Source organism: Streptomyces boncukensis, assembly GCF_011045075.1.
Classification (GTDB): domain Bacteria; phylum Actinomycetota; class Actinomycetes; order Streptomycetales; family Streptomycetaceae; genus Streptomyces; species Streptomyces boncukensis.
Map to the genome: position 1 here is coordinate 21571 of NZ_JAAKZZ010000004.1, position 25553 is coordinate 47123.

A 25553-nucleotide genomic window follows, 5' to 3' on the forward strand; every position below is an offset into this window, starting at 1 on the left:
ACACACGGAAGGCAGCAGATGACAGCGTTGGATGGCCCGGCCAGGGCCGCGCGGGACGCGCCGTCGGCCGTCAGGCACGAGATCTACTGGCGCTCCACCGAGCCCGTCGCGCCGGGGCCGCCGCTCACCGGGGATGTGCACTGCGACGTGGCGGTCGTCGGCGCCGGCTACACCGGCCTGTGGACGGCGTACAACCTCAAACGGGCCGAGCCCTCGCTCGACATCCACATCGTCGAGGCCGAGTTCGCCGGCGCCGGGGCCTCCGGGCACAACGACGGCTTCGTCACCCCCACCATCGGCCACAGCCTGGAGGGGCTGGTGGGCCGCTTCGGGCCGGAGCGCGCCAAGTCCGCCTACGCCCTGGTCGGCCGGTCCATGCTGGAGCTCGGCCGGTTCTGCAAGCGCCACGGCGTGGACGCCGAGCTGGAGCCCAGCGGCTACTTCCAGGTGGCGGCCAGCCCGGCGCAGGTGCGGCGGCTGGAGGCGGACCTGCGGCTGGCCGAGCGGCTCGGCTCGGCGGCCGGCCTGGAGCTGTACAGCGCGGCCGAGGCCCGCGACCGCATCGACTCGCCCGCCATCCACGGCGCCTTCAAGGTCGGCGGCTCCCTGATCAACCCGCACAAGCTGGTGCGCGGGCTGGCCCGGGTGGTGCGCGAGCTCGGCGTGACGATCCACGAGAACACCCGCGCCACCCGGGTGGAGCGCACCGCCAAGGGCCCGGTCGTCACGACCCCGCACGGCCGGCTCTCCTCGGACAAGCTGCTGCTGGCGACCAACGCGTACCAGCACAGGTTCTGGCCCTTCCGCCGCAAGGTCGTGCCGGTGTGGAGCTACGCGGCCGTCACCGAACCGCTCACCGGCGAGCAGCTCGCGCAGGTGCACTGGCCCGGCCGGGAGGGCTTCGTGGAGGCCCGCAACTTCATCGTCTTCGGCCGCTTCACCGCCGACAACCGGCTCCTGATCGGCGGCGGCCCGGCACCGTACTACTACGGGCGCGACATGGACGAGGGCAGGCACATGGACAACCCCTCGGCCACCGCCGAGCTGCGCGCCATCCTCGGCCGCTACTTCCCGCAGTGGCGCCACCTGCCCTTCACGCACGCCTACGGCGGCTGCGTGGCCATCACCCGCGAGTTCGTCCCGCATGTGGGCTCGATGGGCCCGGACGTCTACTACGCGCACGGCTACTGCGGCAACGGCATCGCCGTCACCCACACCACCGGCAAGGTGCTCCGCGATCTGATGCTGGGCCGCCGGACGGCGTACACGGACCTGCTGTTCGTCGACGGCGCGGAGCGGGGCTTCCCGCCGGAGCCGCTCAGCTTCGCGGGGGCGAGGGCGATGACGGCGCTGATGGCCGGGAAGGACCGCTTCCCCGGCCTGCTGCGGCACCTGCCCGACTGAGCGCCGCGGGTTCCCGCCGCGGCGGGAACCCGCACCGGAGGGGCCCGCTCCGGTGCCTGGAGCGGCCCCCTGCCGTGCACGTCAGCAGAGCCCGTGCCGTCGGCGCCCTTCCGCTTGGTCCGCAGCCAGATGTTCTCGAACTGACGGTACGCACAGCAGTAGCTGGATAGATCACCCCGACGCGCCAGCCAGCACAGCGGGGCGGTCCGCCCGTCGCGTTCCACGCCTTCTCAGACGTCTCCACGACGGGCCGCCCTGGAGGGGCGTATGAGCACGAGTGCCACCACTCTGGCGGGTGGCTGCATATGCCAGCAATCCGCCGGCACTCCCCTCTTCCGCGAGTGAACACCTCACACCGCGTGTAAACCCGGGCCGCCTGCCTGGAGGTGTACGAGGCGGCCGGGGCGGTCAGTACTGCGTCCCGCAGCCGGTGCATTTGCCGCCATCGCCAATGCGCGCACCGCACAGGCACTTCAGGTACGGGGCCAGGGCGGCCAGCCATCGGCGGATCATGTAGCGCTCCCCGCGTCGAACTGTGCGATGTCGTCGCGGAGCCACTGCGGCGCGGCCGGGCTCGCGGCCAGCTGGCGCGCGTGCCCCACACACGCCTCCACGATCCCGCCCGGCCCGGAGCCGCACTCCACATAGGCGACCGCCATCGAGTCCGGCACCCGCGCTTCGCACCGCGCACACCAGCCCGGAGCCACCAGCCCGTCCATGCCGTCCGTCATGCCCGCGCCTCCCCTCTCCGGGCACCGGCCGCCAGAAGCGCGAACGCGGCGTGCAGCTCGATGTGCCGCTCGTGCTGCGGCCGGGCCCGCACCGTGAACGGTCCGCAGCCCCGGTGGGCCCGTGCGGCCCGGTGCAGCTGCTGCGCGTACGCGTCACCCCGCACCGCCCCGCCGCGCGCCTCCCACGCCAGGCGCGCCAGTACGGCGGCCCGGTCGACGGGCGGCGTCGCCTGCCAGACCGCACGTAAGAACGGCGCCCCCGCCGCCCGCAGGACGCCAGGGCCCCGATGGGCGAGAAGGGCCGCCAGCGTCCCGCGCGGCCCCCGCCGACAGGAAAGGGTCTCGGTCACGGTTCACTCCGCTCGGGCGGGTCGGGTGGCGGGCAGGCGCAGGCATAGGTGCCGCGCACGGCGATGGCCGGGGGCGCGTCCCCGGGCGTCGGCTCGGTCCAGGCGCTGACGCGGGGCGGCATCCCGCAACGCGGACACGGTGCGGCCTCCGCGCGCACCACCCCGGTCACGGCCGCGACCGCGCGGGCAGCGGTACGGCGGGCACGCGGGCTCACCGCCGCGGCCTCGTCTCCGCGTACCGGGCGGCTGCGGCGTCGTAGGCGGCGCGTTCCTCGTCGGTCGCGGCGCGCAGGTCGCCGGTGCGGGTGGTGATCTCGACCGCGTGCGGCAGGATGATCCGCACCCAGCCCCCGGCGAGCACCATCTGCACCCGGCCCGTCCAGCAGGACACCGGCGGCGACTCCCGCGCAGCGACCTCATCCACCACATACGCGCCACGCATGAAGCGGGCGGTGGTCTTCGCGCTCGTTGCTGTCCGCACCATCAGACTGCCCTCGGTCAGTACATGAGGCGTCGGGGCCGCTGGAGAACGTGCGACCCCGACGGTCACATGCGTATCAGTGATCGTCTAGTCACTGACCGTAGGACCGTCAGACACAGGAAAGGGACACAGAGTGGGTCCCTGTGCCCCTTCGCTGCCTACTGCTGCGCCCTCACACCACGCCGAGGCGCAACCCGAACTCCACCAGCGACGACCGCCGTTGCGTGTGAACCATCATCCGCGTGGTCTCCCGCACACCTGCATGCATACGTGTCGCCTGCGGCGCCATCCGCTCAGCCGTCAAGAAGGCATCGAGGGCCTCGTCACGCTGCCCGTTGTAGAAATGGGCACGCCCCACGTCGATCCAATGGTGAGAGCGGCGCTCCGGCGCATAGTCCGCCGGAAGACTGGCGGTAACCTGTTCTGCTCGGCGAACCGCGTCCTTGCCCCGCCCCATCTCGACCGGCAGTGTCACCGACCAGATCGCCGTATTGGTCGGCCCGAACTGCAACTCGAAATCGTTGCGGTCCTCGCCGAGTCGGTTGGCCTGTTCCTGAGCCTTCTGCAGTTGCATCTCCGCAGCCTTGCCGTCAGCCGCTCGCGCGTGGTTCAGGCTCGCCTTCAGGTGGAACAACCCTCGCAGAGATACCGCTTCGGGGCGGCTGGCTCGGATGCTGCTCAGTTCCGTCAACGCGTCGTCGATGATGGCGCCGGCTTCGTCGTGCTCGCCGATACTGAGGAACTCGCCGGCGTCATACCAGCGGGAGGACAGTCGCCTCAGCGGGTCCTCCGTCGCCTCTGCGCACCACACAACCCTTTCGGTGGCGAGCGTGGCTGCCGCCGTGTGACCGAGCTTGTACAGGTACTGCATGGCGCACTCATAGCCAGACGCGAGAAGGCCAAAGGCCAGCCGACGCTCCTCTCCAACGCACAGATCGGCTGCAACTTGTAGGTCACGAAGGAGACCCGGCAGCACGGCGCCGCTCTTGGCCAGTGCTGACCTCTGTCGATAGGCGTTGGCCTGCGCAACCCGGGCGCGCAGGCCAGCGAGGTCTATGCCCGAAACCTCCTGCTCTGTGGGCCAAGCTGGACGGCCGTGGCGCATCAGGACCCGGCGTACGGCAGCCACAGAAGCTGCCGCGGCTTGTCCATCCGGGTCAGAGTCTGGTGGCGCATACGGCTGGCCGGTGATCTCGGTGGGGTGACAGTCCAGGGCCTTGACGAAGCGCAGGATTACATCTGCACGATCCAGCGATCGGTTTCCCTGCTCGAACTTCTTCACGGCCGACAGAGAGTAGCCGCTTTCCGTGGCGAGCTTACGCTGATCCCAGCGGCGACGCTTGCGCAGTCGGGCTAACCTCTGCCCGTTCGTCTCTGCACCCCACTGGATGTCGCTGCGTTGGGGCATACTGGCTCCATTCCTAGCGTCCACTGGGAACGGTACCCCCGTCGCGCGTCGGGAGACCTGTGAAGGGCCCAACGGATTCGTTCCGTTGGGCCCTTCAGCATGTGCTGCTGGTGCGGGTAGCTGGGCATGCTCGGGGTGCGGCTCGGCGCTGCGGGGCGCAGGGTGGTGTCATGGCCGCGCCGATCACCGTGCACCCGCCCGACGCCGAGGGCGGCCGGCGCGTCGTCGCCCGGGGCCGCATCCTCGGCACCGCCCGCGTCGCCGAGGGCGTCGACAGGGTTACGCCTCGCAGGTCGGGTCGTGTGCGGGAAGTCGCCCTGTGCGGAGGTAGTCGTTGACACGCTCGTCGATGCAGGCATTGCCGTACTCGCCGTACAGGCCGTGCTGGCGGGCGCCGTCCATGGTGAGCAGCCGGGAGCTCGGCCACTGCTCACGCATGTCCTCGGCGCTGGCGTAGACAGTGCGGGGGTCGCCGGTGGCGGCGACGAGCAGGGCGGGGACGTCGTTGTCGAGCACGGTCGGCGCCTCGGCGGGCCGGTCCCAGAACTCGCAGGGAGTGATGTTGCCGGCCAGCGGCCCTGCGACGGGGAACCGCTCACGGGAAACTTGGACCGCGCGCCAGTAGTTGCCAACGCCGCGCCGCTCGGCCACGTCGCCGCAGATGATCGCGGTCATCTGGCTGGCGGGGGCCGAGCCTGCCCCGGTCAGCAGGAACTCCAGCTGCCCGGCGAGCGCTTCGGACGGATCGACCGGCTCCCCTTCCGCGGCGCGCGCCATGAGGCTGAGGGTCGCGGCCAGGCTGGCGCGCGGCTTGTCGAGGTCGCTGCCGAGGCCGCCGATGAGGACGGCGGGGAGGACGTGTTCGTCCAGCTGGTACGTCTTTCCGATCCGCAGCGGCTTCTGCGCGGCGGCGTCGAGGATGTGCTCGACGGTTGCCAGGACCTCGGCGCGCGTGGCCCCCAGCCCGTAGGTGCCGTGTCGTGCGGCGGCCCACGACGCCCAGGTGCGCAGGGCCGCCTCGTTGGCCGCTTCGGCGCCGCGCAGCAGAGTTTGGTTGTAGAACTTCGGGACGCGACGCCGTCGAGCACCATGCGATCCGTGCGGCCCGGGAAGAGCTGTGTGTAGACCTCACCGAGGTAACTGCCGTAGGAGTAGCCGAGGTAGGAGAGGGCGTCCTCGTCGAGGGCGGCGCGGATGACGTCCATGTCGCGAGCGGTGTTGCGGGTGGTGACGTACGGCAGCACGTCGCCGTGGGCGCGTTCGCACTGCCTGGCCAGGTCGCGGGCGACGGTGACCTCCTGGCGGAATGCCGTCCGGTCGGCGCCCGCCGAGCGCAGGGGGGCCGATCCGAGGTCCCAGCCGCAGTCCAGTGGGGTGCTCCGGCCGACGAAGCGCGGGTCCATGCCGATCAGGTCGTAGCGGTCGGCAACTTCTCCCATCACCTCCGACTTGGTCAGTGGCATGTGGAGGCTGGGGCCGGCCGGTCCCCCGTCGTTGAGCAGGAGCGGGCCAATGCGGTGGTCGGTGTCGGTGGCCTTCAGACGCGATAGGGCGACGGTGATCGTGCGACCGCCGGGGTCGGCGTAGTCGAGCGGTACGGTGATGTCCGCGCAGTCGGCGCCCGCGGCGTCCAGGTCCTGGCCGAGCTCGTCGTCGGCACCGAGGGCACAGGCGTGCCAGTCGACATGCTGGCCGTGGAAACGGGCTAACGGGTTCGGCTCGGCGGTGGTTGCGGTGGTTGCGGTGGTTGCGGTGGTCGTCGCGGTGGCGGCGAGCACCGCTGCGCAGGCCGCGAACGCCTTGACACGTCGGGAAGTTGACATGTCCGCACGCTAGGGCTGCGGACACCGCAGCACACTCCGGGAAAGCCCCGAACCGGGGTGGGGTTGTCCCCCGAGAAAGCTCAGACCACCTGCCGAACCGGCCGAGCGGCGACCCGGCAACCGCCGCGACCGTGCGGAGTCGCCTCGATCACGCCGACGTACTCCTCGGCAGCCTGCAGCTCGACGCGACCAAGCCTCCGGAACTCCGCGGGTTCGACGGGACTCGTGGAACCAGCGGCAGTGGAAGCCCGCTCTCGCCGCTGCCGGGGTCATCCCGGAGCCGGAGGTGGTACGCCGGGGTGCGCGACAGCGGAAGGAGATGAAGTACACCGAGGCTCGGGACTACGCACACATGATGCCGGAGGCGGATGGTCGGGGACGTGACGCCATGGACGCCTGGTTTCAAGATCTCTGGCGTTTCTCCCTCAGTACTCCCTCAGAGGATTTCGATCAAGCAGAAACGCCCTCGCCGGAACAGGTCCGGCGAGGGCGTCACCTGTCTCAGCAGAGCCCGTGTCGCCGCAAAACACGACGCTGAGCTGGAGAAACGTCGGTCGGGAAGTAGACGTAGCAGACGCCGCCCGTCCCGGACAGGACCGTGCCGTCGGCGCCCTTCCGCTTGGTCCGCAGCCAGATGTTCTCGAACTCGCGGCGCTTGTAGACGTGCCGGACGGCGTCGTTGTCCGGGGAGTTGGGGTCGTTGGCGATGACGTCGCCGTCGTCGGTGAAGCCGATCACCGTCATCAGGTGGCCCGCTGTGCCGTAGCCCGCGCCGTCGAGCTCGGACTCCAGGAAGGACTGGGAGGTGATCAGCGGGATGCCGGCCGCGATCAGCTCCTCGGCCTGGGCGAGGGTGTCCAGCCGGGTGACGACGGCCTGCATGTCCCGGTAGGTGGCGGCGTAGGCGCCGTTGAAGGGCCAGTTGCCGCAGCCCTCGTACTGGTAGTCGTAGGTGTGGCGGGCGGCGTGGCACACCTGGGGGTCGTCGTACTCGGGCCTGACCCAGGCCAGGTCCTCGGCGGTGGGCTTGCGGCCCCAGTACTCGATGATCATCTGCGAGGAGGTGGGGCTGCACCACGCCTCGCCGCCGTTGTCGTACTCGGGGTACCGGCCGATGTGGATCTCCTGCGAGTAGCGCGGGACCTCCAGCTCGACGCCGGTGGCAGGGCCCGGCCGGGAGGCGGGGACCTCGAAGCGGTCGGGCACGTCGGAGCTCATCACGCCGGCCCGCCACACCTTCGGGGTGGCGTTGCTGCCGGGGGCGCGGCACAGGGTGAGGCGCAGCGTGTACGCGGTGATGCGCAGGCCGCTGGGCAGGTCGCCGATGGCGATCGTGTCGGTGTAGACGGTGCTCTTGCCGTCCTTCTGGCCGCCGACGGAGGTGCGGCGGGGCACGTCGTCGCCGTCACCCGCGCTCCAGATGCCGAGGACGTACCAGGGGGTGTCGGTGCCGTCGGAGTAGGTGCCGCGCAGCTCCGTCCTGATCCAGGTGCCGGGCGGCGTGTCGGCGTTCCAGGAGGCGATGATCTCGCCGCCGGGGACGGCCGGCTGGTGGCGCGGCGCGGTCCAGGTGGCGTACTCCCAGTCGGCCGTCCTCCCGGTGTGCGGGTCCCGGTACTCCAGGGTGCCCGCGGGGGTGGCCAGGACGATGCCGGGGCGCCTGCCCCGTTCGGCCCGGGTGCCCTCGGCCCTGCCGGACCGCCAGTCCCGGTAGCTGGACCAGGAGCGCAGGTCGACATGGGTGTCGTCGCGGGGCGTGGCCTTGCCCTTCCGGGCGCCGCCGGACCGCTCCGCTCGGGCGGGCGTGTCGGCCAGGGCAGCCGGCGACGTCGCCGAGGCGGCGACGGCGACCCCGGCGGCCAGGAGGGTGCGGCGGCTGGCTGGTCTGCTGATCATGGCGGTGCTCCCCCAGTCGTGTGCGGTGGGTGGTGCGCGATGGGTGGTGCCACTATTGCCGCTGACGGGGGCCGGACACCAGGGTCCGGCCGTTCGGCACGCCGCCGCCTTTGGGCTGAACCAGGGCCATCGTACGCCCGTACGCTGTGGGGATGCCCGTTCTCCTGTCCCTCGAAGCGCTCGCCGCACGGCTGAGCACCCTGCCCCCCTCCTGCGGCCCGGTACGGCTCGTCGGCGTGGACGGGTACGCGGGCTCCGGCAAGTCGGCGCTGGCCGCACGGCTGGCCGCCGAGCTCGGCGGTGCGCCGGTGCTCCATCTGGACGACCTCGCCAGCCACCCGGCCCTGTTCGGCTGGACCGGCCGGCTGGACCGGCAGGTGCTGGAGCCGCTGCGGCGCGGGGAGACGGCGCGCTACGAGGTCTACGACTGGAACCGCGGGGCGTACACCTCCGAGGCGCTGCTGCCCGCCGCGCCCGTCGTGCTGGTCGAGGGGGTCGGCGCCGGGCGGCGCGCGCTGCGTCCGTCCCTCGCCTGTCTGCTGTGGCGGGAGCTGCCGCGCGGCGAGGCGTGGCGGAGAGGACGGCGCAGGGACGGGACGGCCCAGGCGGAGTTCTGGGACCGGTGGATGCCCGCGGAACGGGCCCACTTCGCCCGGGATCCGTCCCGGCCCTCCGCGAATTTCCTGGTACGGGAGGGACATCGGACATATGAGGTACTGCCGGGTCCGGCGGGGCCGGTATACGGGCCGTGATATCTCACTCTGTGTATGGGTGAGGGCCAATAACCGGACGCCCCCGCGGCACTCCCCGCAGAGCGGCTTGACCCGGGCGCCACGGAGCAATTACGTTTCCGGCAAGCGGTTTACGCAGGCCGCTCGCGAACGCGAAGCCCCCGGTTGTTCCCCCGTGACCGGGGGCTTCGTTCTGCCCGCCGCCACCAAGCGGAAGCACACCCATGTGTTTCACTCACTTGTAGTAGCCACCTCTCCCCCACAGGCTCGCTGCACACTCCCGCACCACCCCCGTACGCCGCTCTTCGACGCCGCCTCGTGCACGGGTACGATGCGAAACGACGCGGAAACCCGGGGTGACGCCGGGTCGCTGTCGGCAAGTCCCGTCTGGACGGGGGACGTTTCGTGGGGGACGTGATGAACTTCGGCACGCAGGACCCCCAGGGCCTGCACGCCCCGGCCGAACTCGCGTGGCTGCGGGGGGTGGACGCGTACACGGTCGGCGGATACGCCCAGGCCGAGGAGGAGTTCCGCACCGCGGTGCGGCTCGACCCGGGGATGGCCGACGGCTGGCTCGGGCTGCACGCGCTGCGCGCCGACACGGCCACCGCGCTGGTGCGGATGTACCACCACCGGGACCGCTTCGGCGAGCAGCGGGCCCGGCACGCCCGCACCCTCAACTCGTGGTACTGGCTGGGCTGGTGGGTGCAGCCGGTGCTGGAGAGCGAGCGCGACCTGCTGCTGGCGCACGCCTCGCACTGGCTGGACGGCCGCCATGTCGCCGAGCTGGACCGCGCGCTGGCGGACTGCCCGCCCGTCGAGGCCGACCCGCAGGTGCGCTTCCTGCACGCCTGCCGGGCCTATCTGGCCAAGGACTGGGAGCGGCTGGTGGCGCACACCGAGCCGCTGGTGGACGACCCGCTGCTGGGCATCGAGGCGGGGCTGTTCGCGGGGATGGCGCGGGTGCGGCTGGAGATGTACGCGCAGGCCGAGCCGCTGCTGGCGGCCGCGCTGATGCGCTGCCGCAGCGAGCAGCCGCAGCGCAAGGAGCTGCGGTACTGGCTGGCGCGCGCCCGGGAGGGCACCGGACGCAGCGCCGCTGCCCTCCCCCTCTACCGCGCGGTGCACCGGATAGACCCGACCTTCATGGACACGGCGGCCCGGCTGACGACCATCGCCGACGCCGACACCCTGGGCGGCGGCTCCGACCCGGGCCTGACGGCCGCCGTCATCGCGGGCGGCACCGGCCCGGCCGCCAACGCCGGGCAGGAGCTGTTCGACAGCGGTCTGGACGCGCCCGCCGACCCGGCCGAACCGGCGGACCCCGCCGACCCCGTGGACGCGGCAGGCCCTGCCGCCCTGGGCGCCGGCGGCCTCGGGGAGGGCGCGCTCGGGGAGGGTGCGCTCGGGGACGGCGGCCTCGCGGACGGCGCCGAGCCCCCTCCCGCCGACCTGGACAGCGCCGGGCTCCCGGACAGCGCGGAGAGCGCCGACCCCGAGGTGGACCCGGGCGCCGACGCGCTGCGCCTGGAGGACTCCGGGGACCCGGCGGAGCCCGTGCGGGTGGACACCAGCGCGATCCGCGAGCGCGCCGCTGCCCGCGACACCTCGGGGCGGCTCCCCTCCGGCCCGTCCGACCCGGTGCTGCTGGCCCAGGCGCTGGACGAGCTGGAGCGGATGGTGGGGCTGGAACCGGTCAAGCGCCAGGTGCGGGCGCTGTCGGCGCAGCTGCACATGGCGCGGCTGCGGGCCGGACAGGGGCTGCCGGTGCAGCCGCCCAAGCGGCACTTCGTCTTCTCCGGCCCCTCGGGCACCGGCAAGACGACGGTCGCGCGGATCCTGGGCCGCGCCTTCTTCGCACTCGGGCTGCTCGGCGGGGACCATCTGGTGGAGGCCCAGCGCGCCGACCTGGTGGGCGAGTTCCTGGGGCAGACGGCCGTCAAGGCGAACGAGCTGATCGACTCGGCGCTGGGCGGCGTGCTGTTCGTGGACGAGGCGTACGCGCTGTCCAACTCGGGCTACTCGAAGGGCGACGCGTACGGCGACGAGGCCCTCCAGGTGCTGCTCAAGCGCGCCGAGGACAACCGCGACCAGCTCGTGGTGATCCTGGCGGGCTATCCGGAGGGCATGGACCGGCTGCTGGCCGCCAACCCGGGCCTGTCCTCCCGGTTCACCACCCGGGTGGACTTCCCCTCGTACCGCCCGCTGGAGCTGACGGCGATCGGCGAGGTGCTGGCGGCCGACAACGGCGACGTGTGGGACGAGGAGTCCCTGGAGGAGCTGCGCAGCATCAGCGGCCATGTCGTCGACCAGGGGTGGATCGACGAGCTGGGCAACGGCCGGTTTCTGCGCACGCTCTACGAGAAGAGTTGCGCATACCGCGACCTGCGGCTGTCCAGCTATCCGGGCACGCCGACCCGGGACGACCTGGCCACGCTGCGGCTGCCGGACCTCATGCAGGCGTACGGCGAGGTGCTGTCCGGCCGCGGTCCCGAGGGGCCCCGTCCAGGTCCGGGCCCGGGTCCGGGTCCGGGTCCGGGCCCCGGGCCGCTGGGCTGAGTCCGGCGGGCGCCCGCTCCCCGGCCGGGTCCTGGGTGCCGCGGCGTCCGGCGGGGCGCCGGGGGTGCGGTGCCGCCGTCCCGCTCCCGCCGGCCGGGTCCGCCGGGCCGCCGGGAGCGTGGGCCGGGTCGTGGACCTCGCCGACCAGCTTCTCCAGGACGTCCTCCAGCGCCACCAGCCCCAGGGCCCGCCCGGCGGAGTCCGCCACGGCCGCGAGATGGCAGGCGGCGGCGCGCAGCGCGCCCAGCGCGTCGTCCAGCGGCAGCTCGGCGCGCAGGGTGATCATCGGCCGCCAGAGCCGCTGCGGGACGGCCCGCTGGTGGTCCTCCAGGTCGAGCACGTCCTTGACGTGCAGATAGCCGAGGAACCCGCCGTCGTCGGCGAGCACAGGAAAGCGCGAGTAGCCGGTGCGCACGGTCAGCTCCTCCACCCGGTGCGGGGTGACGCCCGCGTCGACGGTGACCAGGTCGGCGCGGCGCAGCAGGACGTCGGTGACCGGGCGGGAGCCCAGTTCGAGGGCGTCGGCGAGGCGCTCGTGCTCGGCGTGCCCGAGCAGCCCGGCCTGCCGGGAGTCCGCCACGAGCTGGTTGAGCTGCTCGCTGGTGAAGACGGTCTCCACCTCGTCCTTGGGCTCGACGCGGAAGGCGCGCAGGATCAGCTTCGCGCAGCTGCCGAGCCCGGCCGTCACCGGGCGGGTGAGCCGGGCGAAGGCGACCAGTGCGGGGCTGAGCCACAGCGCGGTGCGCTCCGGGGCCGCCATCGCCAGGTTCTTGGGCACCATCTCGCCGACGACCAGGTGGAAGAAGACGACGACGGCCAGCGCGCAGGCGTAGCCGGCCGGATGGATGGCGGCGGCGGGCAGCCGGGCGGCGTGGAAGAGCGGTTCGAGCAGATGGGCGAGGGTCGGCTCGGCGACGGCGCCCAGGGTGAGGGAGCACACGGTGATGCCGAACTGCGCGGCGGCCATCATCTGCGGCAGGCTCTCCAGGCCGCGCAGCACCTGCCGGGCCCGCGCCGAGCCCGCGGCGGCCAGCGGCTCGATCTGGCTGCGGCGCACGGACACCAGCGCGAACTCGGCGCCCACGAAGAAGCCGTTGCCGAGCACCAGCAGCGCGGCGAAGAGCAGCTGCAGGACGCTCATCGGGCGGCCCCCCGCTCCCCGGTGGCGAGCGCGGGAACGCGCGCCGGCGCGACGATGCGGACGCGCTCCGCGCGATGGTGCGTGACCCGGCGCACCCTCAGCTGCCAGGCGCCCTGCGGGCCGTGGACGACGGCGGTGTCCCCGGGCGCGGGGATCCGGCCGAGGAGGTCGGCGACGAGCCCCGCCACGGTCTCGTACGGCCCCTCGGGCACGTCGAGCCCGATGCGCGGCAGCGAGGTCACCCGGCAGCCGCCGTCGGCCTCCCAGGCCGGCCGGCCCTCGGGGTCCGGTGCGGTGGGCGCGAGTTCGGGCAGCTCGTCGTACAGCTGCCCGTCATGCTCGTCCCGCACCTCGCCGACGAGCTCCTCGACGATGTCCTCCAGGGTGACGACGCCCGCCGTGCCGCCGTACTCGTCCACGACGACCGCGATGGGCTGCTCGCTGCGCAGCCGCTCCAGCAGCGGCTGCACCGGCAGCGTCTGCGGAACGAGCAGCGGCGGAACGGCGATCCGGCCCGCCGGGGTGTGCAGCCGCTCGTGCGCGGGGACGGCGAGGGCGTCCTTGAGGTGGACCATGCCGGTGACCTCGTCCAGCCGGTCGCGGTAGACCGGGAAGCGGGAGAGGCCGGTGGCGCGGGTGAGGTTGAGCACGTCCTCCGCGGTGGCGAGGGACTGCAGGGCGCTGACCCGCACCCGCGGGGTCATCACGCGCTGCGCGGTCAGCCCGCCGAGGGAGAGGGTGCGCACGAACAGGTCGGCGGTGTCCTGCTCGATGGCGCCGGCGCGCGCCGAGTGCCGGGCCAGGGAGACCAGTTCGCCGGGCGTACGCGCGGAGGCCAGCTCCTCGGCGGGCTCCACCCCGAAGGCACGCACGACGCGGTTGGCGGCGGCGTTCAGCAGCGCGATGACGGGGCGGAAGAGCGCCGCGAACAGACGCTGCGGGCGGGCCACGAACCGGGCGACGGCCAGCGGCCGGGAGACCGCCCAGTTCTTCGGCACCAGCTCGCCGAGCACCATCTGGACGGCGGAGGCGGTGAGCATGCCGACGGCGACGGCGACGCCCGGCACCACGCCGGACGGGATCCCGGCGGAGGTCAGCGGGGCGTCCAGCACCTCGGCGAGCGCGGGCTCGGCGAGCATGCCGGTGACCAGGGAGGTGAGGGTGATGCCGAGCTGGGTGCCGGAGAGCTGGAAGGAGAGCTCGCGCAGGGCGCGGACGACGGCGCGGGCCGCGCGGTCGCCCCGCGCCGCGGCGCGCTCGGCGTCCGGCCGCTCGACGGTGACGAGGCCGAACTCGGCGGCGACGAAGAACCCGTTGGCGAGAATGAGCAGGAAGGCTACACAGAGCAGGACTAGCGGGAGGATCATGCCACGGCCTCCCGGCACGGGAGCGTGGCGCACGTACTACAGGACGTTCCGTCCATCGCTGGAGGTGGTCACTCCTCGGGTCGCAGGAGCCCGCGGGTGAGGCGGGGCGGCGAGTGCCGTACCGACCAGAGTAAACACCACCCCGGCCCGGCGGTCAGCCCAGCTCGGCGCCGCCCGTGCCGTGTTCCTCCACGAGGGTGCGCAGCGCGCGGGCGTCGGCGATGGCCCGCTGCTTGGCGATACCGGGCTGGATGCCCATCGCGGGCAGGCTGGTGCCGTCGGCCAGGTCGAGGGAGACCCACGGGTCGCCGGGGCGCAGGTTGACGCGGAGCACCTCCGCCCAGTCGAGACGGCGCGTGGTCGTCAGATTGACGACCGTCACACCGCCGTCGTCCGCGCTCACCCTCGGGCGGCTCAGCAGCACCAGCACGCCGAGGAACAGCGCGGCGGTGACCACGAAGCTCGCCCGCTCCCCGCCGCTGACATCCAGCAGGAACGCGACCGTCGTGATGAAGACGAACGCGAGGGCGCCGACCGTCAGCAGCACCACGCGGGTGCGGGTGGGCCGGAACGTGACGGGGAGGGCGGGGAGTTCGGCGTGCTGGGACATGTCCGTGGGGTTCCCGGTGGGTCAGAGGCGGCAGGCGTGGATGCCGGTGGTCAGGATGGCGCGGGCGCCCAGGTCGTACAGCTCGTCCATGATGCGCTGGGCCTCCTCGGCACGGACCATGGAGCGGACCGCGACCCAGCCCCTGTCGTGCAGCGGGGAGACGGTCGGGGACTCCAGACCGGGGGTGAGGGCCACGGCCTGCTCCACGGACTCGGCGCGGATGTCGTAGTCCATCATCACGTAGCTGCGGGCGACGAGGACACCCTGCAGCCGGCGCAGGAACTGCCGCACCTTCGGCGCCTCGGGGTCGGCCCCGGTGCGCCGGATGACGATCGCCTCGGACGTCAGGATCGGCTCGCCGACGATCTCCAGGCCCGCGTTGCGCAGCGAGGTGCCGGTCTCCACCACATCGGCGATGACCTGCGCCACGCCCAGCTCGATCGCGGTCTCCACGGCGCCGTCGAGGTGCACGACGGAGGCGTCGATGCCCTGGTCGGCCAGGTGCTTGCCGACGATGCCCTCGTAGGAGGTGGCGACCGTGGTGCCGGCGAGGTCCGCGAGGCCGGTGAGGGTGCCGGGCCTGGCGGCGTAGCGGAAGGTGGAGCGGGCGAAGCCCAGCGGCAGCATCTCCTCGGCCCCGGCGCCGGAGTCGAGCAGCAGATCGCGGCCGGTGATGCCGATGTCCAGCTTGCCGGAGCTGACGTAGATGGCGATGTCGCGGGGGCGGAGGTAGAAGAACTCCACCTCGTTCTCCGCGTCGACCAGCACCAGCTCCTTCGTCCCCCGGCGCTGGCGGTATCCGGCCTCATGCAGCATGTCCCCCGCAGGGCCGGAGAGGGAACCCTTGTTGGGGACGGCGATGCGCAGCATGAGGTGACCTTTCGTACCGGAGAGTGCGGGCTCAGAGGTGAGCGTATACGTCGTCGAGGGAGATCCCGCGCGCGACCATCAGCACCTGGAGATGGTAGAGGAGCTGGGAGATCTCCTCTGCGGTGCGGTCCTCCCCCTCGTACTCGGCGGCCATCCAGACCTCCGCGGCCTCCTCCACGACCTTCTTGCCGATGCTGTGCACGCCCTGGGAGACCAGTTCGGCGGTGCGGGAGGTGATGGGATCGCCGGTGGCGGCCTTCTGCCGCAGCTCTTCGAAGAGCTCCTCGAATGTCTTGTTCGCCATGGTGCCCTCACCCTACGGGGTGCCGCCCCCGCCTCGCGCACCCCGCGTCTGGCGCCAGGGCTCGGCGACGGTCCGCAGCGCGGCCGCGGTGGCGACCGCCGCGGTGACCGCCTCGTGCCCCTTGTCCTCGGTGGAGCCCGGCAGCCCCGCGCGGTCGACCGCCTGCTGCTCCGTGCTGCAGGTCAGCACGCCGAAGCCGACGGGGACGCCGGTGCGCACGGAGACCTCGGTGAGGCCCTGGGTGACGCCCTGGCAGACGTAGTCGAAGTGCGGGGTGCCGCCCTGGATGACGACGCCGAGCGCCACGATCGCGTCGTAGCCGCGGTCGGCGAGGACCTTGGCGACGACCGGCAGCTCGAAGCTGCCGGGCACCCGCAGCAGGGTCGGCTCGTCGATGCCCAGCTCGCGCAGGGCGCGCAGGGCGCCGTCCACGAGGCCGTCCATGACCTGCTGGTGCCACTGGGCCGCGATGACGGCCACGCGGAGGTCACCGCAGTTCTCGACGGTCAGTTCGGGTGCGCCCTTGCCGCTCACGTTGCTCCTCGCGCTCTCGGTGGTCGGTTCGTCCGGTCGGTCACTGGTTGGCGCACGGGGAGGTGCGGCCGTCGTCCAGCCAGGGCAGGTCGTGCCCCATCCGGTCCCGCTTGGTACGCAGATACGTCAGGTTGTGCTCGCCCGCCTGGACGGGCATGGGCTCGCGGCCCGTCACCCGGAGCCCGTGCCGGACCAGGGCCGCGGTCTTGTCCGGGTTGTTGGTCATCAGCCGCAGGGAGCGTACGCCGAGGTCGGCGAGCATCTGCGCGGCGGCCGCGTAGTCGCGCGCGTCGGCGGGCAGGCCGAGCTCCAGATTGGCGTCCAGGGTGTCGCGGCCCCGCTCCTGCAGCTCGTAGGCGCGCAGCTTGGACAGCAGCCCGATGCCGCGCCCCTCGTGGCCGCGCAGATACAGCACGATGCCGCGCCCCTCGCCCTGGACGCGCTCCAGCGACGCCTCCAGCTGGGGCCCGCAGTCGCAGCGCAGCGAGCCGAGGACGTCCCCGGTGAGGCACTCGGAGTGCACCCGCACCAGGACGTCCTCGCCGTCCAGCGGGTCGCCGGGGCCGCCGATGTCGCCCGCGGCCAGTGCGATGTGCTCGATGCCGTCGACCGCCGAGCGGTAGCCGTACGCGCGGAAGTCGCCGTAGCGGGTGGGCAGCCGGGTGGCGGCCTCGCGGTGCACGGTGGGCTCGGCGGAGCGGCGGTAGGCGATGAGGTCCTCGATGGAGATGACCGCCAGGCCGTGCTTGCGGGCGAAGGGCACCAGCTCGGGCAGCCGCAGCATCGCGCCGTCCTCACCGGCGATCTCCACGATGGCGGCGGCGGGCCGCAGCCCGGCCAGCCGCGCGAGGTCCACCCCGGCCTCGGTGTGGCCCGCGCGGACCAGCACACCGCCGGGCCTGGCGCGCAGCGGGAAGGCGTGGCCGGGGCGTACGAAGTCGGCGGGGGCCGCCGCCGGGTCGGCCAGCAGCCGGATGGTGGCGGCGCGGTCGGCGGCGGAGATCCCGGTGGTCACGCCGTGTGCGGCGGTGGCGTCGACGGAGACGGCGAAGGCGGTGCCCATCGCCTCGGTGTTCTCGTCGACCATCTGCGGGAGCCGCAGCCGGTCCAGGTCGACGGCCTCCATCGGGGTGCAGATCAGGCCGCGGCACTCGCTCATCATGAACGCGACGGCCTCGGGGGTGATCAGTTCGGCGGCCATGACGAGGTCGCCCTCGTTCTCCCGGCTCTCGTCGTCGACGACCACCACCGGGCGGCCCGCCGCGATATCGCGGACGGCGTCCTCGACCGGGTCGAGGACCAGGTCGAGCTGCGGCAGCGCCGCGGCCTCGGGGGCCGGTGCGGGGCCGGGCGCGGGATCGGGCGCGGGGCCGGTCCGCCGCCCGTCGTGGATCTCGTACCAGCTCGGCAGTGCCGTCATGGCCGTACTCCTTCACTCCGTGCCGCGGTCACAGCGCGGCTCCGTTCAGGGCGGGCTCCGGCTGCTGGGCCGGCCGGGGCGGGGCCGCGTCGACGCGGGAGCGCAGCCACCAGGCGCGCATGCCCCACAGGACGAGGCCGAGGTAGATGACGTAGACGAGTCCGGAGAAGGGCAGTCCGCTGCTGAACGCGAGCGGTACGCCCACGACGTCGACCAGCAGCCAGGCGAACCAGAACTCGACCAGGCCGCGCGCCTGCGCGACCATCGCGGCCAGGGTGCCGACGAAGATGTAGGCGTCCGGCCAGGGGTTCCAGGACAGTTCGGGGACGAGCGAGAACAGCGCGCCGACGGCGACGGTGCCGACGGCCGTGCCGCCGAGCAGCGCGGCGCGCTCCCGCCAGGTGGCGAAGCGGACGGCGATGGAGCCGTCCCGCGCCTTGCGCCGGCCGCGGGTCCACTGGCGCCAGCCCCACAGCGCCACGACGATCACCAGGAGCTGCTTGCCCACGCCCCCGGCGAGCTGCGCCGAGGCGAAAGCGCCGATGAGGATCAGCCCGGACAGCAGCTGGGCGGGCCAGGTGAGCAGGGAGCGGCGCCAGCCGAGCGCGAGGGCCGCCAGGCCGATGACGTTGCCCAGCATGTCGGACCAGATGACGTGCTGGCCGAAGGCGGTGAACGCCTCACCGTTGAGCGACGCGAAGGGGTTCACCGGTCCGCTTCCTCCCGGGCCGGGGCCGTACGCCCGCCCAGCAGCCGCTCGACGTACTTCGCGAGGACGTCGACCTCCAGGTTGACGGGGTCGCCGGGCTGCTTGTGGCCGAGCGTGGTGAGGGCGAGCGTGGTGGGGATGAGGGAGACCGAGAAGTGGTCGTCCCCGGCCTCGACGACGGTGAGGCTGATCCCGTCGACGGTGATGGAGCCCTTCTCCACCAGATATCTGCCCAGGCCGGGCGGCAGGCTCACGGTGATGTCGGTGCCGCCGTCGGCCTCCGTACGGGCCGTGACCGTGCCGGTGCCGTCGATATGGCCCTGGACCAGGTGGCCGTCGAGCCGGGCGCCCAGGGCCATGGCCCGCTCCAGGTTGACGCGGGAGCCGGGGGCGAGGGCGCCGAGGCTGGAGCGGCGGAGCGTCTCGGCGATGACATCGGCCGTGAACTCGCCGTCCGCGACCTCGGCCACGGTCAGGCACACGCCGTTGACGGCGATGGAGTCGCCGTGCCGCGCGTCCTGGGTGACCAGCGGACCGCGCAGCCGCAGCCGCGCCGCGTCCGTGCGCTCCTCGACGGCGACGACCTCGCCCAGCTCTTCGACAATTCCGGTGAACACTCAGAACTCCTCGGTGGCGGTGGCGGTGGCGACGGCGGAGCCGGGGGCGACGGCCCCGGCGGGAGCGGAGGCGGCGGAGGCGGCGGCGCCGGACGCGGTGATCCGCAGATCCGGGCCGAGGCGCTCGGTCTCGCAGACGGTGAGCCGCAACGCCTGCGCGATCGTGCTGATTCCCGCGTCCCCGAGCACGGCAGGGCCCGCGCCCAGCAGCACCGGGGCGAGGTAGCCGACGACCCGGTCGACCAGCCGCTCGGCGACGAACGCGCCGGCGAGCGCCGCGCCGCCCTCCAGCAGCACGGAGCGCACCTCGCGCGCGTGCAGCGCGGCGAGCAGGGCGTGCAGGTCGAGTCCGGCTGCCCGGCCGGCAGGGCGGGCCCGGGGCAGCCGCAGCAGCTCGGCCGCGCCCTCCAGCTCCGACGCGTCGGCGTCCTCGGCGACGGCGATCAGGGCGGGGGCCGCGTCGTCCAGGACCCGGGCGCCGCGCTTGACGGCGGAGGCGTGGGTGTCCAGCACGACGCGCAGCGGCTGTACGGCGCCGGGGACGCCGCGCACCGCGAGGTGCGGGTCGTCGGCGCGGGCCGTGCCGGAGCCGACGAGCACGGCGTCCGCCTCGGCGCGCAGCCGGTGCACGTCGGCGCGTGCGGCCTCGGAGGTGATCCAGCGGCTGGAGCCGTCGGCCGCGGCCGTACGGCCGTCCAGCGTCGCGGCGAACTTCCAGGTCACATACGGGCGGTGGTGCAGGACGGAGGTGAGCCAGGCGATGTTCCCGGCCGCCGCCTCGTCGGCGAAGAGCCCGCCCTCGACGTCGACGCCGGCGTCCGCGAGAGCGCGGGCTCCGCCGGTGGCGGTGGGGTCGGGGTCCGCGACGGCGTAGACGACGCGGGCGATCCCGGCGCCGATGAGCGCCCGGGAGCAGGGGCCGGTGCGGCCGGTGTGGTTGCAGGGCTCCAGAGTGACGACGGCGGTCCCGCCGCGGGCGTCGTCCCCGGCCTCGGCGAGGGCGTGGATCTCGGCGTGCGGTCCGCCGGCGCGCTGGTGCCAGCCCTCCCCCACGGTGCGGCCCGCACGGTCGAGGATCACACAGCCGACGACGGGGTTGGGGCTGGTCGAGCCGAGTCCGCGCGCGGCGAGGTCGAGGGCGCGGCGCATCGCGGCGCGCTCGGCACGTCCCGGCTGAGAGCCGGACGGCGCTTCGGAGTGGGTGGCCACCGGGTCCTCCTGCCTCTTCGGCATGGACTCCGGGGCTGCGCGGGACTCAGTGACGGACGCTGACTCCGGGGCGCCCCCTCGGGGACGGGGCCCGCTCCCCGGTTCCGGGGGCAGGGCCGCCGCGCTGGGCGGAGCACCGGCCTCGGCCCGCCGCGCACTGCCTCCCATCCGGACTTTCACCGTCGGTCCAGGAGTTTCACCTGGTCAACCGGCCGCTGGCGGCGGCCGGGTCGCGGACTTTAACCGCCGGTTCGGACTTTCACCGACCCCGGAGTGCGCTGCTGACTGAAGTTGTACGCCCGTACCCGATCTCTCGTACGGGGTGTACAAGGTCCAGTCTGCCACGCTGCCCGGCGGACTATGCCGACGCCCGCTGTGGGCTGACTCACAGCACACCGCAGGGCACGGCGGCGCGCAGGCGTTCGACCGGGCCGTGCCCCGGGCACGATCTCCGCACAAACGGCCGGGGTCCGGGGGCCGGGGACCAGAGGGAGCTGACACATGCGACGCACGAACCGCGCCGGGGCCGCCGGGCCCGCGCCGGGGCCGCCGCCCCAGCCCGGTGTGATCCGCGCGCGGCGCGCCGTCGCCGTGGTCTTCGCGGTGCACGGGACGGCGAGCGGCAGCTTCGCGACCCGCATCCCCTGGCTCCGCGAACACCTCGGGCTGAGCCCGGGGTGGCTCGGGGTGGCGCTGGTCTGCATGACGGCCGGGGCCTCGGCGGCCATGCCGCTGTCCGCACGGCTCGCACACCGCTACGGGCCGCGCCGCTCGCTGGCCTGGCTCTGCCTGATGTGCTGCGCGGGCCTCGCGCTGCCCGCCCCCGCCCCGGCGCTCGGCTGGCTGTGCCTGGCGCTGTTCTGCTACGGCTGCGGGCTCGGCCTGATGGATGTGGCGATGAACGCGCACGGCGTCCGGGTCGAGGAGCGGTACGGCCGGTCCGTGATGTCGGGCCTGCACGGGATGTGGAGCGTGGGCACGCTGCTGGGCGGGGCCGGGGGCGTCCTGGCGGCGCACGGCGGGCTGGACGCGCGGGTGCACCTGGGGGTGGCAGCGCCGCTGCTGGCCGCGGTCGCGCTCACCGCGTGCCGGGGCACGCTGGACGACGGGGCCGCCGGCGGCGGGCCGGGCACGGAGCACGGCGGCCGGTCCGGGGCGCCGGAGGAGGCGCCGCCCCGGTTCGCGCTGCCCGCGCGCGGCGTGCTGGCGATCGGCGTCGTCGGCTTCTGCGCGGTCTTCGCCGAGGGCGCCTCGATGGACTGGTCCGGCATCTATCTGGACGACGTCACGGGCGCCGGTCCGGGCCTGGCGGCCTCCGCATACACCGCGTTCGCCTGCACGATGGCCGTGGCCCGGCTGTCCGGCGACGCGGTGGTGCGGCGGCTGGGGCCGGTCAGGACGGTGCGCGCGGGCGGCGTGCTGGCGACCCTGGGCGCGGGCCTGGTGGTGGCGGCGCGGGTGCCGGCCGCCGCCGTCGCGGGCTTCGCGCTGATCGGGGTGGGCATCGCGGTGGTGGTGCCGCTGTGCTTCGCGGCGGCGGGGCGGATGGGCGGTGCCGCGCCGGGGCAGGCCATCGCCGGGGTGGCGACGCTCGCCTACGCTTCGGGGCTGGCCGCCCCGGCGGCGGTGGGGTGGATCGCGGAGACGACCTCGCTGTCGGCGTCGTTCGGAGTGGTGACGGTGCTGCTGGTGGGCCTGATCGCCGGCGCGGGGGTGCTGCGGACGGAGTCCGCGACGCGGGGCGCGCCTGCTGTCGCCCCCGCCCGGGAGGAGGGCGCCGAGCGGGGCTGAGCCCTTCCCGCCGACGCGGGGCCCACACCGGTCGGCGCCCCGGACGTGCCCCGGACGTGTCCCGGCAGGGGCGCGGGGCCGGGAGGCGGGCGCCACTCCCCCGACCGCATACCATGTGGCCGGAATTCGACGGCTGAAGCGGAGCGACAACATGGGCGGCGGGGTACGCGACGGACTCGGCGTGCGATGGAGGGTCCACGGCGACGGCCGCGTCCCGGCCCCCGGCGCCGTCGTACGCCCCGACGAACGGCTCTCCTGGCCGCGTACGGCGGGCCTCGGCGCCCAGCACGTGGTCGCGATGTTCGGGGCGAGCTTCGTGGCGCCGGTCCTGATGGGCCTCGACCCGAACCTCGCGATCATGATGTCCGGCCTGGCCACCATGGTGTTTCTGCTGGCCACCCGGGGCCGGGTGCCGAGCTATCTCGGGTGCAGCCTGTCCTTCGTCGGGGTGGCCGCCGTGATCCGGGGACAGGGCGGCGACAGCGCGACCGTGACCGGGGCCATCCTGGTCGTGGGCGCCGCGCTGTTCCTGGTCGGCCTCGCCGTACGGAAGTTCGGCGCGCGGATCATCCACGCCGCGATGCCGCCGATCGTCACCGGCGCCGTGGTGATGCTGATCGGCTTCAACCTCGCGCCCGTGACCGCCGGCACATACTGGCCGCAGGACCAGTGGACCGCGCTGCTCACGATGCTGCTGACCGGCCTCGCGGTGGTCTGTCTGCGCGGCTTCTGGTCGCGGGTGGCGATCTTCCTGGGGCTGGTCGCCGGATATCTGATGTCCTGGGCCTTCGACGCGGCGTTCGGAAAGATCCACTCGCCCGACGGCGGCAGCAAGGCGGTCGACCACTGGCGGCTGGACCTGAGCGCGGTACGGGACGCGGACTGGTTCGGGCTCCCGTCGGTGCACGGTCCGTCGTTCTCCTGGTCGGCGGTGCTCGTCGCGCTGCCGGTGGTGATCGCCCTGGTGGCGGAGAACGCCGGGCACGTCAAGGCGGTGGGCGAGATGACGGGCGACCCGCTGGACGACCAGCTCGGCACCGCCATCGCCGCGGACGGCGCGGGCAGCGTGCTGTCCACCTCGCTGGGCGGCCCCGCGACGACCACGTACTCGGAGAACATCGGCGTCATGGCCGCCACCCGGGTCTACTCCACGGCCGCCTACTGGGCCGCGGCCTGCTTCGCGCTGCTCTTCGGCCTGTGCCCGAAGTTCGGCGCGGTCGTCGCGGCGGTCCCGGGCGGGGTGCTGGGCGGGATCACCGTGATCCTGTACGGGATGATCGGCCTGCTGGGCGCCCAGATCTGGATCAGCAACGGGGTCGATCTGCGCAACCCCCTCAACCTCGTCCCGGCCGCCGCGGGCATCATCATCGGCGTCGGCGGCGTCAGCCTGGAGATCACCGACAACTTCGAGCTGGGCGGCATCGCCCTGGGCACCCTGGTGGTGCTCACCGGCTACCACGTCCTGCGGGCGCTGGCCCCCGCACACCTCAAGTCCCAGGAGCCGCTGCTCGACGAGGGCACCAGTTCGTACGACCCGGAGGGCCAGGACCCGGAGGGCCAGGATCCGGGGGCCCAGGATCCTGGGGCCGGGCGCGGCACGGAGTGACCGCGGGCCGTGTCCCCCGTCCGTGGGCCGTACGGACCGGGCGCGCGGCCGAGGACGGCGCGGGCTGTCACGCTGCGTCCATGACGACAGCTGAACAGGTGCCCGCGCAGCGGGCGGGAGACGTGCTCCCGATCCGGGACGTGACGGCGCGGATGCGGGAGATCGGCGCGGAGCTGCCGCCGCGGGACGGGGTGGCGGTGTTCAACCGGGTGTACCTCTCGGTGACCGAGGAGCTGGAACGGCGGCTGGCGGCGGGCCTGTTCGAGGAGCGGGAGGCGACCGGCGAACTCGGCGCCCGGTTCGCGGCGCGGTACCTGGACGCGGTGGACGCCGAGCGGGCCGGCCGGCGGCCCCCCGCCTGCTGGCGCCCGCTGTTCCAGATGCGGCGTCACCCGGCCGTGCACGCCCTGCAGTTCGCGCTCGCCGGGATCAACGCGCACATCGGGCACGACCTCCCGCTGTCCCTGGTGGACACCTGCCGGTCGCGCGGCACCGAACCCGACGCCCTGGAGGCGGACTACGAACGGATCGGGGAGCTGCTGACCGGGCTGGAGGAGCGGATCCGGGAGGATCTGATGCCGGGGCCCGACCTGCTGGACGTGGCCGATCCGCTCACCCATCTCGTCGGATCCTGGAGCCTGGAGCGGGCGCGCGGCGGGGCGTGGGCGGCGTTCCGCGCGCTGTGGGGGCTGCGCGCGTTCGAGGCGCTGGCGGAGGAGATGACGGAGGGCCTGGATGCCACCGTGGGCATGACGGGCCGCTACCTGCTCACTCCGCTGGACCGCTAGCGGGTGGCGGGCGAGGGGGTCTTGCGGGGACCGTTACCGTCCCGTAGGTATGTGAGGGTTCAATCAAGACGCTCACTCTCCCGCGAAGGGGACGGAATGGCACTGCGACTCGGTATGGGGCTCCCGCAGACGGGCAGCTATGACACCGCCCGCGATGTGACGGCGGCGGCACGGGCGGCCGAGGAGATCGGCTACGACAGCGTGTGGGTGCTGGACCGGCTGATGCGGCCCGAGGAGCCCCTGGACGACATGTATCTGATCCCCGGTCTGCCGTGGGCCGAGTACTTCCGCTCGGTCGCCGACCCGCTGGTGACGCTGGCGCAGGCGGCGGCCGTCACCGAGCGGGTACGGCTGGGCTCCGCCGTGCTGGTGGCCCCGCTGCGTTCGCCGTTCCTGCTGGCGCGGGCCCTGGCGTCGCTGGACGCGGCGAGCGGCGGCCGGGTGGTCGCGGGCTTCGGCACGGGCTGGTCCCGCGACGAGTACCGCGCGGCGGGGGCCGACCACGCCGCGCGCGGCGCCGCGCTGGACGAGGTGCTCGACGTGTGCGCCGCGGTGTGGGGCCCGGATCCGGTGCCCGCGTACGAGGGGGAGCGCACCCGCTTCACCCCGTCCGCCGTCGGCCCCAAGCCCGCCGGCCGCATCCCGGTGCTGCTGGCCGGGCACGCCGACCGCGCGCTGCGGCGGATGGCGCGGCGCGCGGACGGGTGGGTGCCGTCGTTCGTGACCGTCGAGCAGGTGACGGCCGTACGGGCCCGGCTGGCCGCGCTGGCCGCCGAGGCGGGCCGGGACCCCGCCGCGCTGACCACCACCGTACGGGCCTCCGTGGAGCTCACGGACAAGCCGCGGGACGGCGAGCGGATGCCGTACCAGGGCAGCGTCGAGCAGATCGTGGAGGACCTGGCGGCGTTCGCCCGGGCCGGCGTGGACGAGGTGCTGCTCGACACCCAGCTCACCGCCGGCTCGGCGGGCGAGCTCGTCGAGCAGGCCCGGGTGCTGCACACGGCGGCGCGCGACGCCGGGCTCTGACCGCGCGCCGAACAGCAGGGGCAGCCCCGACCCAGCACGATCCGCCGGACAGACCCTAGGGGGTGTTTCGAAAGCCCCGTGCGGCGCATGGGGCGTCCGGTGCGTGCTCTCGGCGTGCCGGGTGAAAGCCCTCGTACTGGGCGTACTCGGGCTTTCGGCCGGTGCGGCGAGAGCACGT

The 25553-nt window shown here is 73.6% G+C and carries 24 protein-coding genes and 1 riboswitch; of the genes, 7 read left to right on the forward strand and 17 right to left on the reverse strand.

Features of this window, described 5'->3' with window-relative positions:
- Positions 1–18 precede the first annotated feature (18 nt).
- Positions 19–1404 (forward strand): NAD(P)/FAD-dependent oxidoreductase, encoded by a 1386-nt coding sequence (locus G5C65_RS01025; protein WP_165296629.1) that lies wholly within the window; start codon positions 19–21, stop codon positions 1402–1404.
- Between the two features lie 509 nt (positions 1405–1913).
- On the opposite strand, the gene G5C65_RS01030 is transcribed toward G5C65_RS01025, so the two are convergent.
- The 7 genes from G5C65_RS01030 to G5C65_RS01055 form a co-directional block, all read right to left on the reverse strand.
- The gene (locus G5C65_RS01030; protein ID WP_165296630.1) at positions 1914–2135 is read right to left on the reverse strand and encodes a hypothetical protein; all 222 of its coding nucleotides are present in this window, start codon (positions 2133–2135) and stop codon (positions 1914–1916) included.
- Entirely contained in the window at positions 2132–2485 is a 354-nt protein-coding gene (locus G5C65_RS01035; RefSeq protein ID WP_165296631.1) for a hypothetical protein, read from the reverse strand. The genes G5C65_RS01030 and G5C65_RS01035 overlap by 4 nt, the downstream gene beginning before the upstream one ends.
- 211 nt (positions 2486–2696) lie before the next feature.
- Positions 2697–2969 (reverse strand): hypothetical protein, encoded by a 273-nt coding sequence (locus G5C65_RS01040; protein ID WP_241265458.1) that lies wholly within the window; start codon positions 2967–2969, stop codon positions 2697–2699.
- Positions 2970–3138: 169 nt separating this feature from the next.
- Positions 3139–4374: a helix-turn-helix domain-containing protein gene (locus G5C65_RS01045; protein WP_165296632.1), complete on the reverse strand. Its 1236-nt coding sequence runs from the start codon at positions 4372–4374 to the stop codon at positions 3139–3141.
- A 279-nt stretch (positions 4375–4653) separates the two neighbouring features.
- Positions 4654–5151, reverse strand: a complete 498-nt coding sequence (locus G5C65_RS38870) for an alpha/beta hydrolase (protein ID WP_241265459.1) — start codon at positions 5149–5151, stop codon at positions 4654–4656.
- On the reverse strand, positions 5079–6197 hold the full coding sequence (locus tag G5C65_RS01050; protein WP_241265460.1) for an alpha/beta fold hydrolase: 1119 nt from the start codon (positions 6195–6197) through the stop codon (positions 5079–5081). Before G5C65_RS01050 ends, G5C65_RS38870 begins: the two co-directional genes overlap by 73 nt.
- Positions 6198–6698: 501 nt before the next feature.
- Entirely contained in the window at positions 6699–8093 is a 1395-nt protein-coding gene (locus G5C65_RS01055) for a peptidase C39 family protein (protein ID WP_165296633.1), read from the reverse strand.
- 152 nt (positions 8094–8245) lie between these two features.
- Here G5C65_RS01055 and G5C65_RS01060 point away from each other — a divergent pair, with 152 nt between their 5' ends.
- Together G5C65_RS01060 and G5C65_RS01065 are read left to right on the forward strand one after the other, a co-directional pair.
- Positions 8246–8845, forward strand: coding sequence for a uridine kinase family protein (locus tag G5C65_RS01060; protein WP_165296634.1), 600 nt, complete (start codon positions 8246–8248; stop codon positions 8843–8845).
- 396 nt (positions 8846–9241) lie between these two features.
- A complete protein-coding gene (locus G5C65_RS01065) occupies positions 9242–11383 on the forward strand; it encodes an AAA family ATPase (protein WP_206441097.1) in 2142 nt (713 codons plus the stop codon).
- Here G5C65_RS01065 and G5C65_RS01070 read toward each other — a convergent pair.
- The 10 genes from G5C65_RS01070 to ribD all read right to left on the reverse strand — a co-directional run bounded on the left by G5C65_RS01070 (position 11277) and on the right by ribD (position 20104).
- Positions 11277–12524 carry a hemolysin family protein gene (locus G5C65_RS01070; protein ID WP_165296636.1) on the reverse strand — a complete coding sequence of 416 codons (1248 nt, stop codon included), beginning with the start codon at positions 12522–12524 and terminating at the stop codon, positions 11277–11279. The genes G5C65_RS01065 and G5C65_RS01070 overlap by 107 nt on opposite strands.
- Positions 12521–13891 carry a hemolysin family protein gene (locus tag G5C65_RS01075; RefSeq protein ID WP_165296637.1) on the reverse strand — a complete coding sequence of 457 codons (1371 nt, stop codon included), beginning with the start codon at positions 13889–13891 and terminating at the stop codon, positions 12521–12523. The genes G5C65_RS01070 and G5C65_RS01075 overlap by 4 nt, the downstream gene beginning before the upstream one ends.
- 154 nt (positions 13892–14045) lie before the next feature.
- Entirely contained in the window at positions 14046–14501 is a 456-nt protein-coding gene (locus tag G5C65_RS01080; protein WP_165296638.1) for a PH domain-containing protein, read from the reverse strand.
- A gap of 21 nt (positions 14502–14522) precedes the next feature.
- Entirely contained in the window at positions 14523–15371 is an 849-nt protein-coding gene (gene hisG, locus G5C65_RS01085; protein ID WP_165296639.1) for an ATP phosphoribosyltransferase, read from the reverse strand.
- A gap of 31 nt (positions 15372–15402) precedes the next feature.
- Complete coding sequence (locus tag G5C65_RS01090) at positions 15403–15675, reverse strand: phosphoribosyl-ATP diphosphatase (RefSeq protein WP_165296640.1); 273 nt, start codon at positions 15673–15675, stop codon at positions 15403–15405.
- Between the two features lie 12 nt (positions 15676–15687).
- Positions 15688–16209, reverse strand: coding sequence for a 6,7-dimethyl-8-ribityllumazine synthase (gene ribH, locus G5C65_RS01095; RefSeq protein WP_165296641.1), 522 nt, complete (start codon positions 16207–16209; stop codon positions 15688–15690).
- Positions 16210–16249: 40 nt separating this feature from the next.
- Positions 16250–17629: a bifunctional 3,4-dihydroxy-2-butanone-4-phosphate synthase/GTP cyclohydrolase II gene (locus G5C65_RS01100; RefSeq protein WP_165296642.1), complete on the reverse strand. Its 1380-nt coding sequence runs from the start codon at positions 17627–17629 to the stop codon at positions 16250–16252.
- 28 nt (positions 17630–17657) lie between these two features.
- Positions 17658–18338 (reverse strand): nicotinamide mononucleotide transporter, encoded by a 681-nt coding sequence (locus tag G5C65_RS01105; RefSeq protein ID WP_165296643.1) that lies wholly within the window; start codon positions 18336–18338, stop codon positions 17658–17660.
- On the reverse strand, positions 18335–18955 hold the full coding sequence (locus tag G5C65_RS01110) for a riboflavin synthase (protein WP_165296644.1): 621 nt from the start codon (positions 18953–18955) through the stop codon (positions 18335–18337). Before G5C65_RS01110 ends, G5C65_RS01105 begins: the two co-directional genes overlap by 4 nt.
- Positions 18956–20104: a bifunctional diaminohydroxyphosphoribosylaminopyrimidine deaminase/5-amino-6-(5-phosphoribosylamino)uracil reductase RibD gene (gene ribD, locus G5C65_RS01115; protein WP_241265464.1), complete on the reverse strand. Its 1149-nt coding sequence runs from the start codon at positions 20102–20104 to the stop codon at positions 18956–18958.
- Positions 20105–20314: 210 nt separating this feature from the next.
- Positions 20315–20445: riboswitch (FMN riboswitch) on the reverse strand.
- A 220-nt stretch (positions 20446–20665) separates the two neighbouring features.
- On the opposite strand from ribD, the gene G5C65_RS01120 reads away from it, so the two are divergent.
- The 4 genes from G5C65_RS01120 (at position 20666) to G5C65_RS01135 (ending at position 25375) form a co-directional block, all read left to right on the forward strand.
- Positions 20666–21955: an MFS transporter gene (locus G5C65_RS01120; RefSeq protein WP_165296646.1), complete on the forward strand. Its 1290-nt coding sequence runs from the start codon at positions 20666–20668 to the stop codon at positions 21953–21955.
- Positions 21956–22106: 151 nt separating this feature from the next.
- Complete coding sequence (locus G5C65_RS01125) at positions 22107–23561, forward strand: uracil-xanthine permease family protein (protein ID WP_165296654.1); 1455 nt, start codon at positions 22107–22109, stop codon at positions 23559–23561.
- An 80-nt stretch (positions 23562–23641) separates the two neighbouring features.
- Entirely contained in the window at positions 23642–24349 is a 708-nt protein-coding gene (locus tag G5C65_RS01130) for a DUF5995 family protein (protein WP_165296647.1), read from the forward strand.
- A 96-nt stretch (positions 24350–24445) separates the two neighbouring features.
- Entirely contained in the window at positions 24446–25375 is a 930-nt protein-coding gene (locus G5C65_RS01135; RefSeq protein WP_165296648.1) for a TIGR03619 family F420-dependent LLM class oxidoreductase, read from the forward strand.
- The last annotated feature ends 178 nt before the right edge of the window (positions 25376–25553 follow it).

What these genes read in the sequence shown, in the direction of transcription:
- G5C65_RS01055 (WP_165296633.1), bottom strand. Translation starts at nt 8,093, where the DNA reads ATGATCAGCAGACCAGCCAGCCGCCGCACCCTCCTGGCCGCCGGGGTC.
- G5C65_RS01080 (WP_165296638.1), bottom strand. Translation starts at nt 14,501, where the DNA reads ATGTCCCAGCACGCCGAACTCCCCGCCCTCCCCGTCACGTTCCGGCCC.
- ribD (WP_241265464.1), bottom strand. Translation starts at nt 20,104, where the DNA reads ATGCGCCGCGCCCTCGACCTCGCCGCGCGCGGACTCGGCTCGACCAGC.
- G5C65_RS01050 (WP_241265460.1), bottom strand. Translation starts at nt 6,197, where the DNA reads ATGTCAACTTCCCGACGTGTCAAGGCGTTCGCGGCCTGCGCAGCGGTG.
- G5C65_RS01120 (WP_165296646.1), top strand. Translation starts at nt 20,666, where the DNA reads ATGCGACGCACGAACCGCGCCGGGGCCGCCGGGCCCGCGCCGGGGCCG.
- G5C65_RS01065 (WP_206441097.1), top strand. Translation starts at nt 9,242, where the DNA reads ATGAACTTCGGCACGCAGGACCCCCAGGGCCTGCACGCCCCGGCCGAA.
- G5C65_RS01130 (WP_165296647.1), top strand. Translation starts at nt 23,642, where the DNA reads ATGACGACAGCTGAACAGGTGCCCGCGCAGCGGGCGGGAGACGTGCTC.
- G5C65_RS01045 (WP_165296632.1), bottom strand. Translation starts at nt 4,374, where the DNA reads ATGCCCCAACGCAGCGACATCCAGTGGGGTGCAGAGACGAACGGGCAG.
- G5C65_RS01135 (WP_165296648.1), top strand. Translation starts at nt 24,446, where the DNA reads ATGGCACTGCGACTCGGTATGGGGCTCCCGCAGACGGGCAGCTATGAC.
- G5C65_RS01100 (WP_165296642.1), bottom strand. Translation starts at nt 17,629, where the DNA reads ATGACGGCACTGCCGAGCTGGTACGAGATCCACGACGGGCGGCGGACC.
- G5C65_RS01075 (WP_165296637.1), bottom strand. Translation starts at nt 13,891, where the DNA reads ATGATCCTCCCGCTAGTCCTGCTCTGTGTAGCCTTCCTGCTCATTCTC.
- G5C65_RS01090 (WP_165296640.1), bottom strand. Translation starts at nt 15,675, where the DNA reads ATGGCGAACAAGACATTCGAGGAGCTCTTCGAAGAGCTGCGGCAGAAG.
- G5C65_RS01060 (WP_165296634.1), top strand. Translation starts at nt 8,246, where the DNA reads ATGCCCGTTCTCCTGTCCCTCGAAGCGCTCGCCGCACGGCTGAGCACC.
- G5C65_RS38870 (WP_241265459.1), bottom strand. Translation starts at nt 5,151, where the DNA reads ATGGCGCGCGCCGCGGAAGGGGAGCCGGTCGATCCGTCCGAAGCGCTC.
- G5C65_RS01025 (WP_165296629.1), top strand. Translation starts at nt 19, where the DNA reads ATGACAGCGTTGGATGGCCCGGCCAGGGCCGCGCGGGACGCGCCGTCG.
- G5C65_RS01125 (WP_165296654.1), top strand. Translation starts at nt 22,107, where the DNA reads ATGGGCGGCGGGGTACGCGACGGACTCGGCGTGCGATGGAGGGTCCAC.
- G5C65_RS01070 (WP_165296636.1), bottom strand. Translation starts at nt 12,524, where the DNA reads ATGAGCGTCCTGCAGCTGCTCTTCGCCGCGCTGCTGGTGCTCGGCAAC.
- G5C65_RS01040 (WP_241265458.1), bottom strand. Translation starts at nt 2,969, where the DNA reads ATGGTGCGGACAGCAACGAGCGCGAAGACCACCGCCCGCTTCATGCGT.
- hisG (WP_165296639.1), bottom strand. Translation starts at nt 15,371, where the DNA reads ATGCTGCGCATCGCCGTCCCCAACAAGGGTTCCCTCTCCGGCCCTGCG.
- G5C65_RS01030 (WP_165296630.1), bottom strand. Translation starts at nt 2,135, where the DNA reads ATGACGGACGGCATGGACGGGCTGGTGGCTCCGGGCTGGTGTGCGCGG.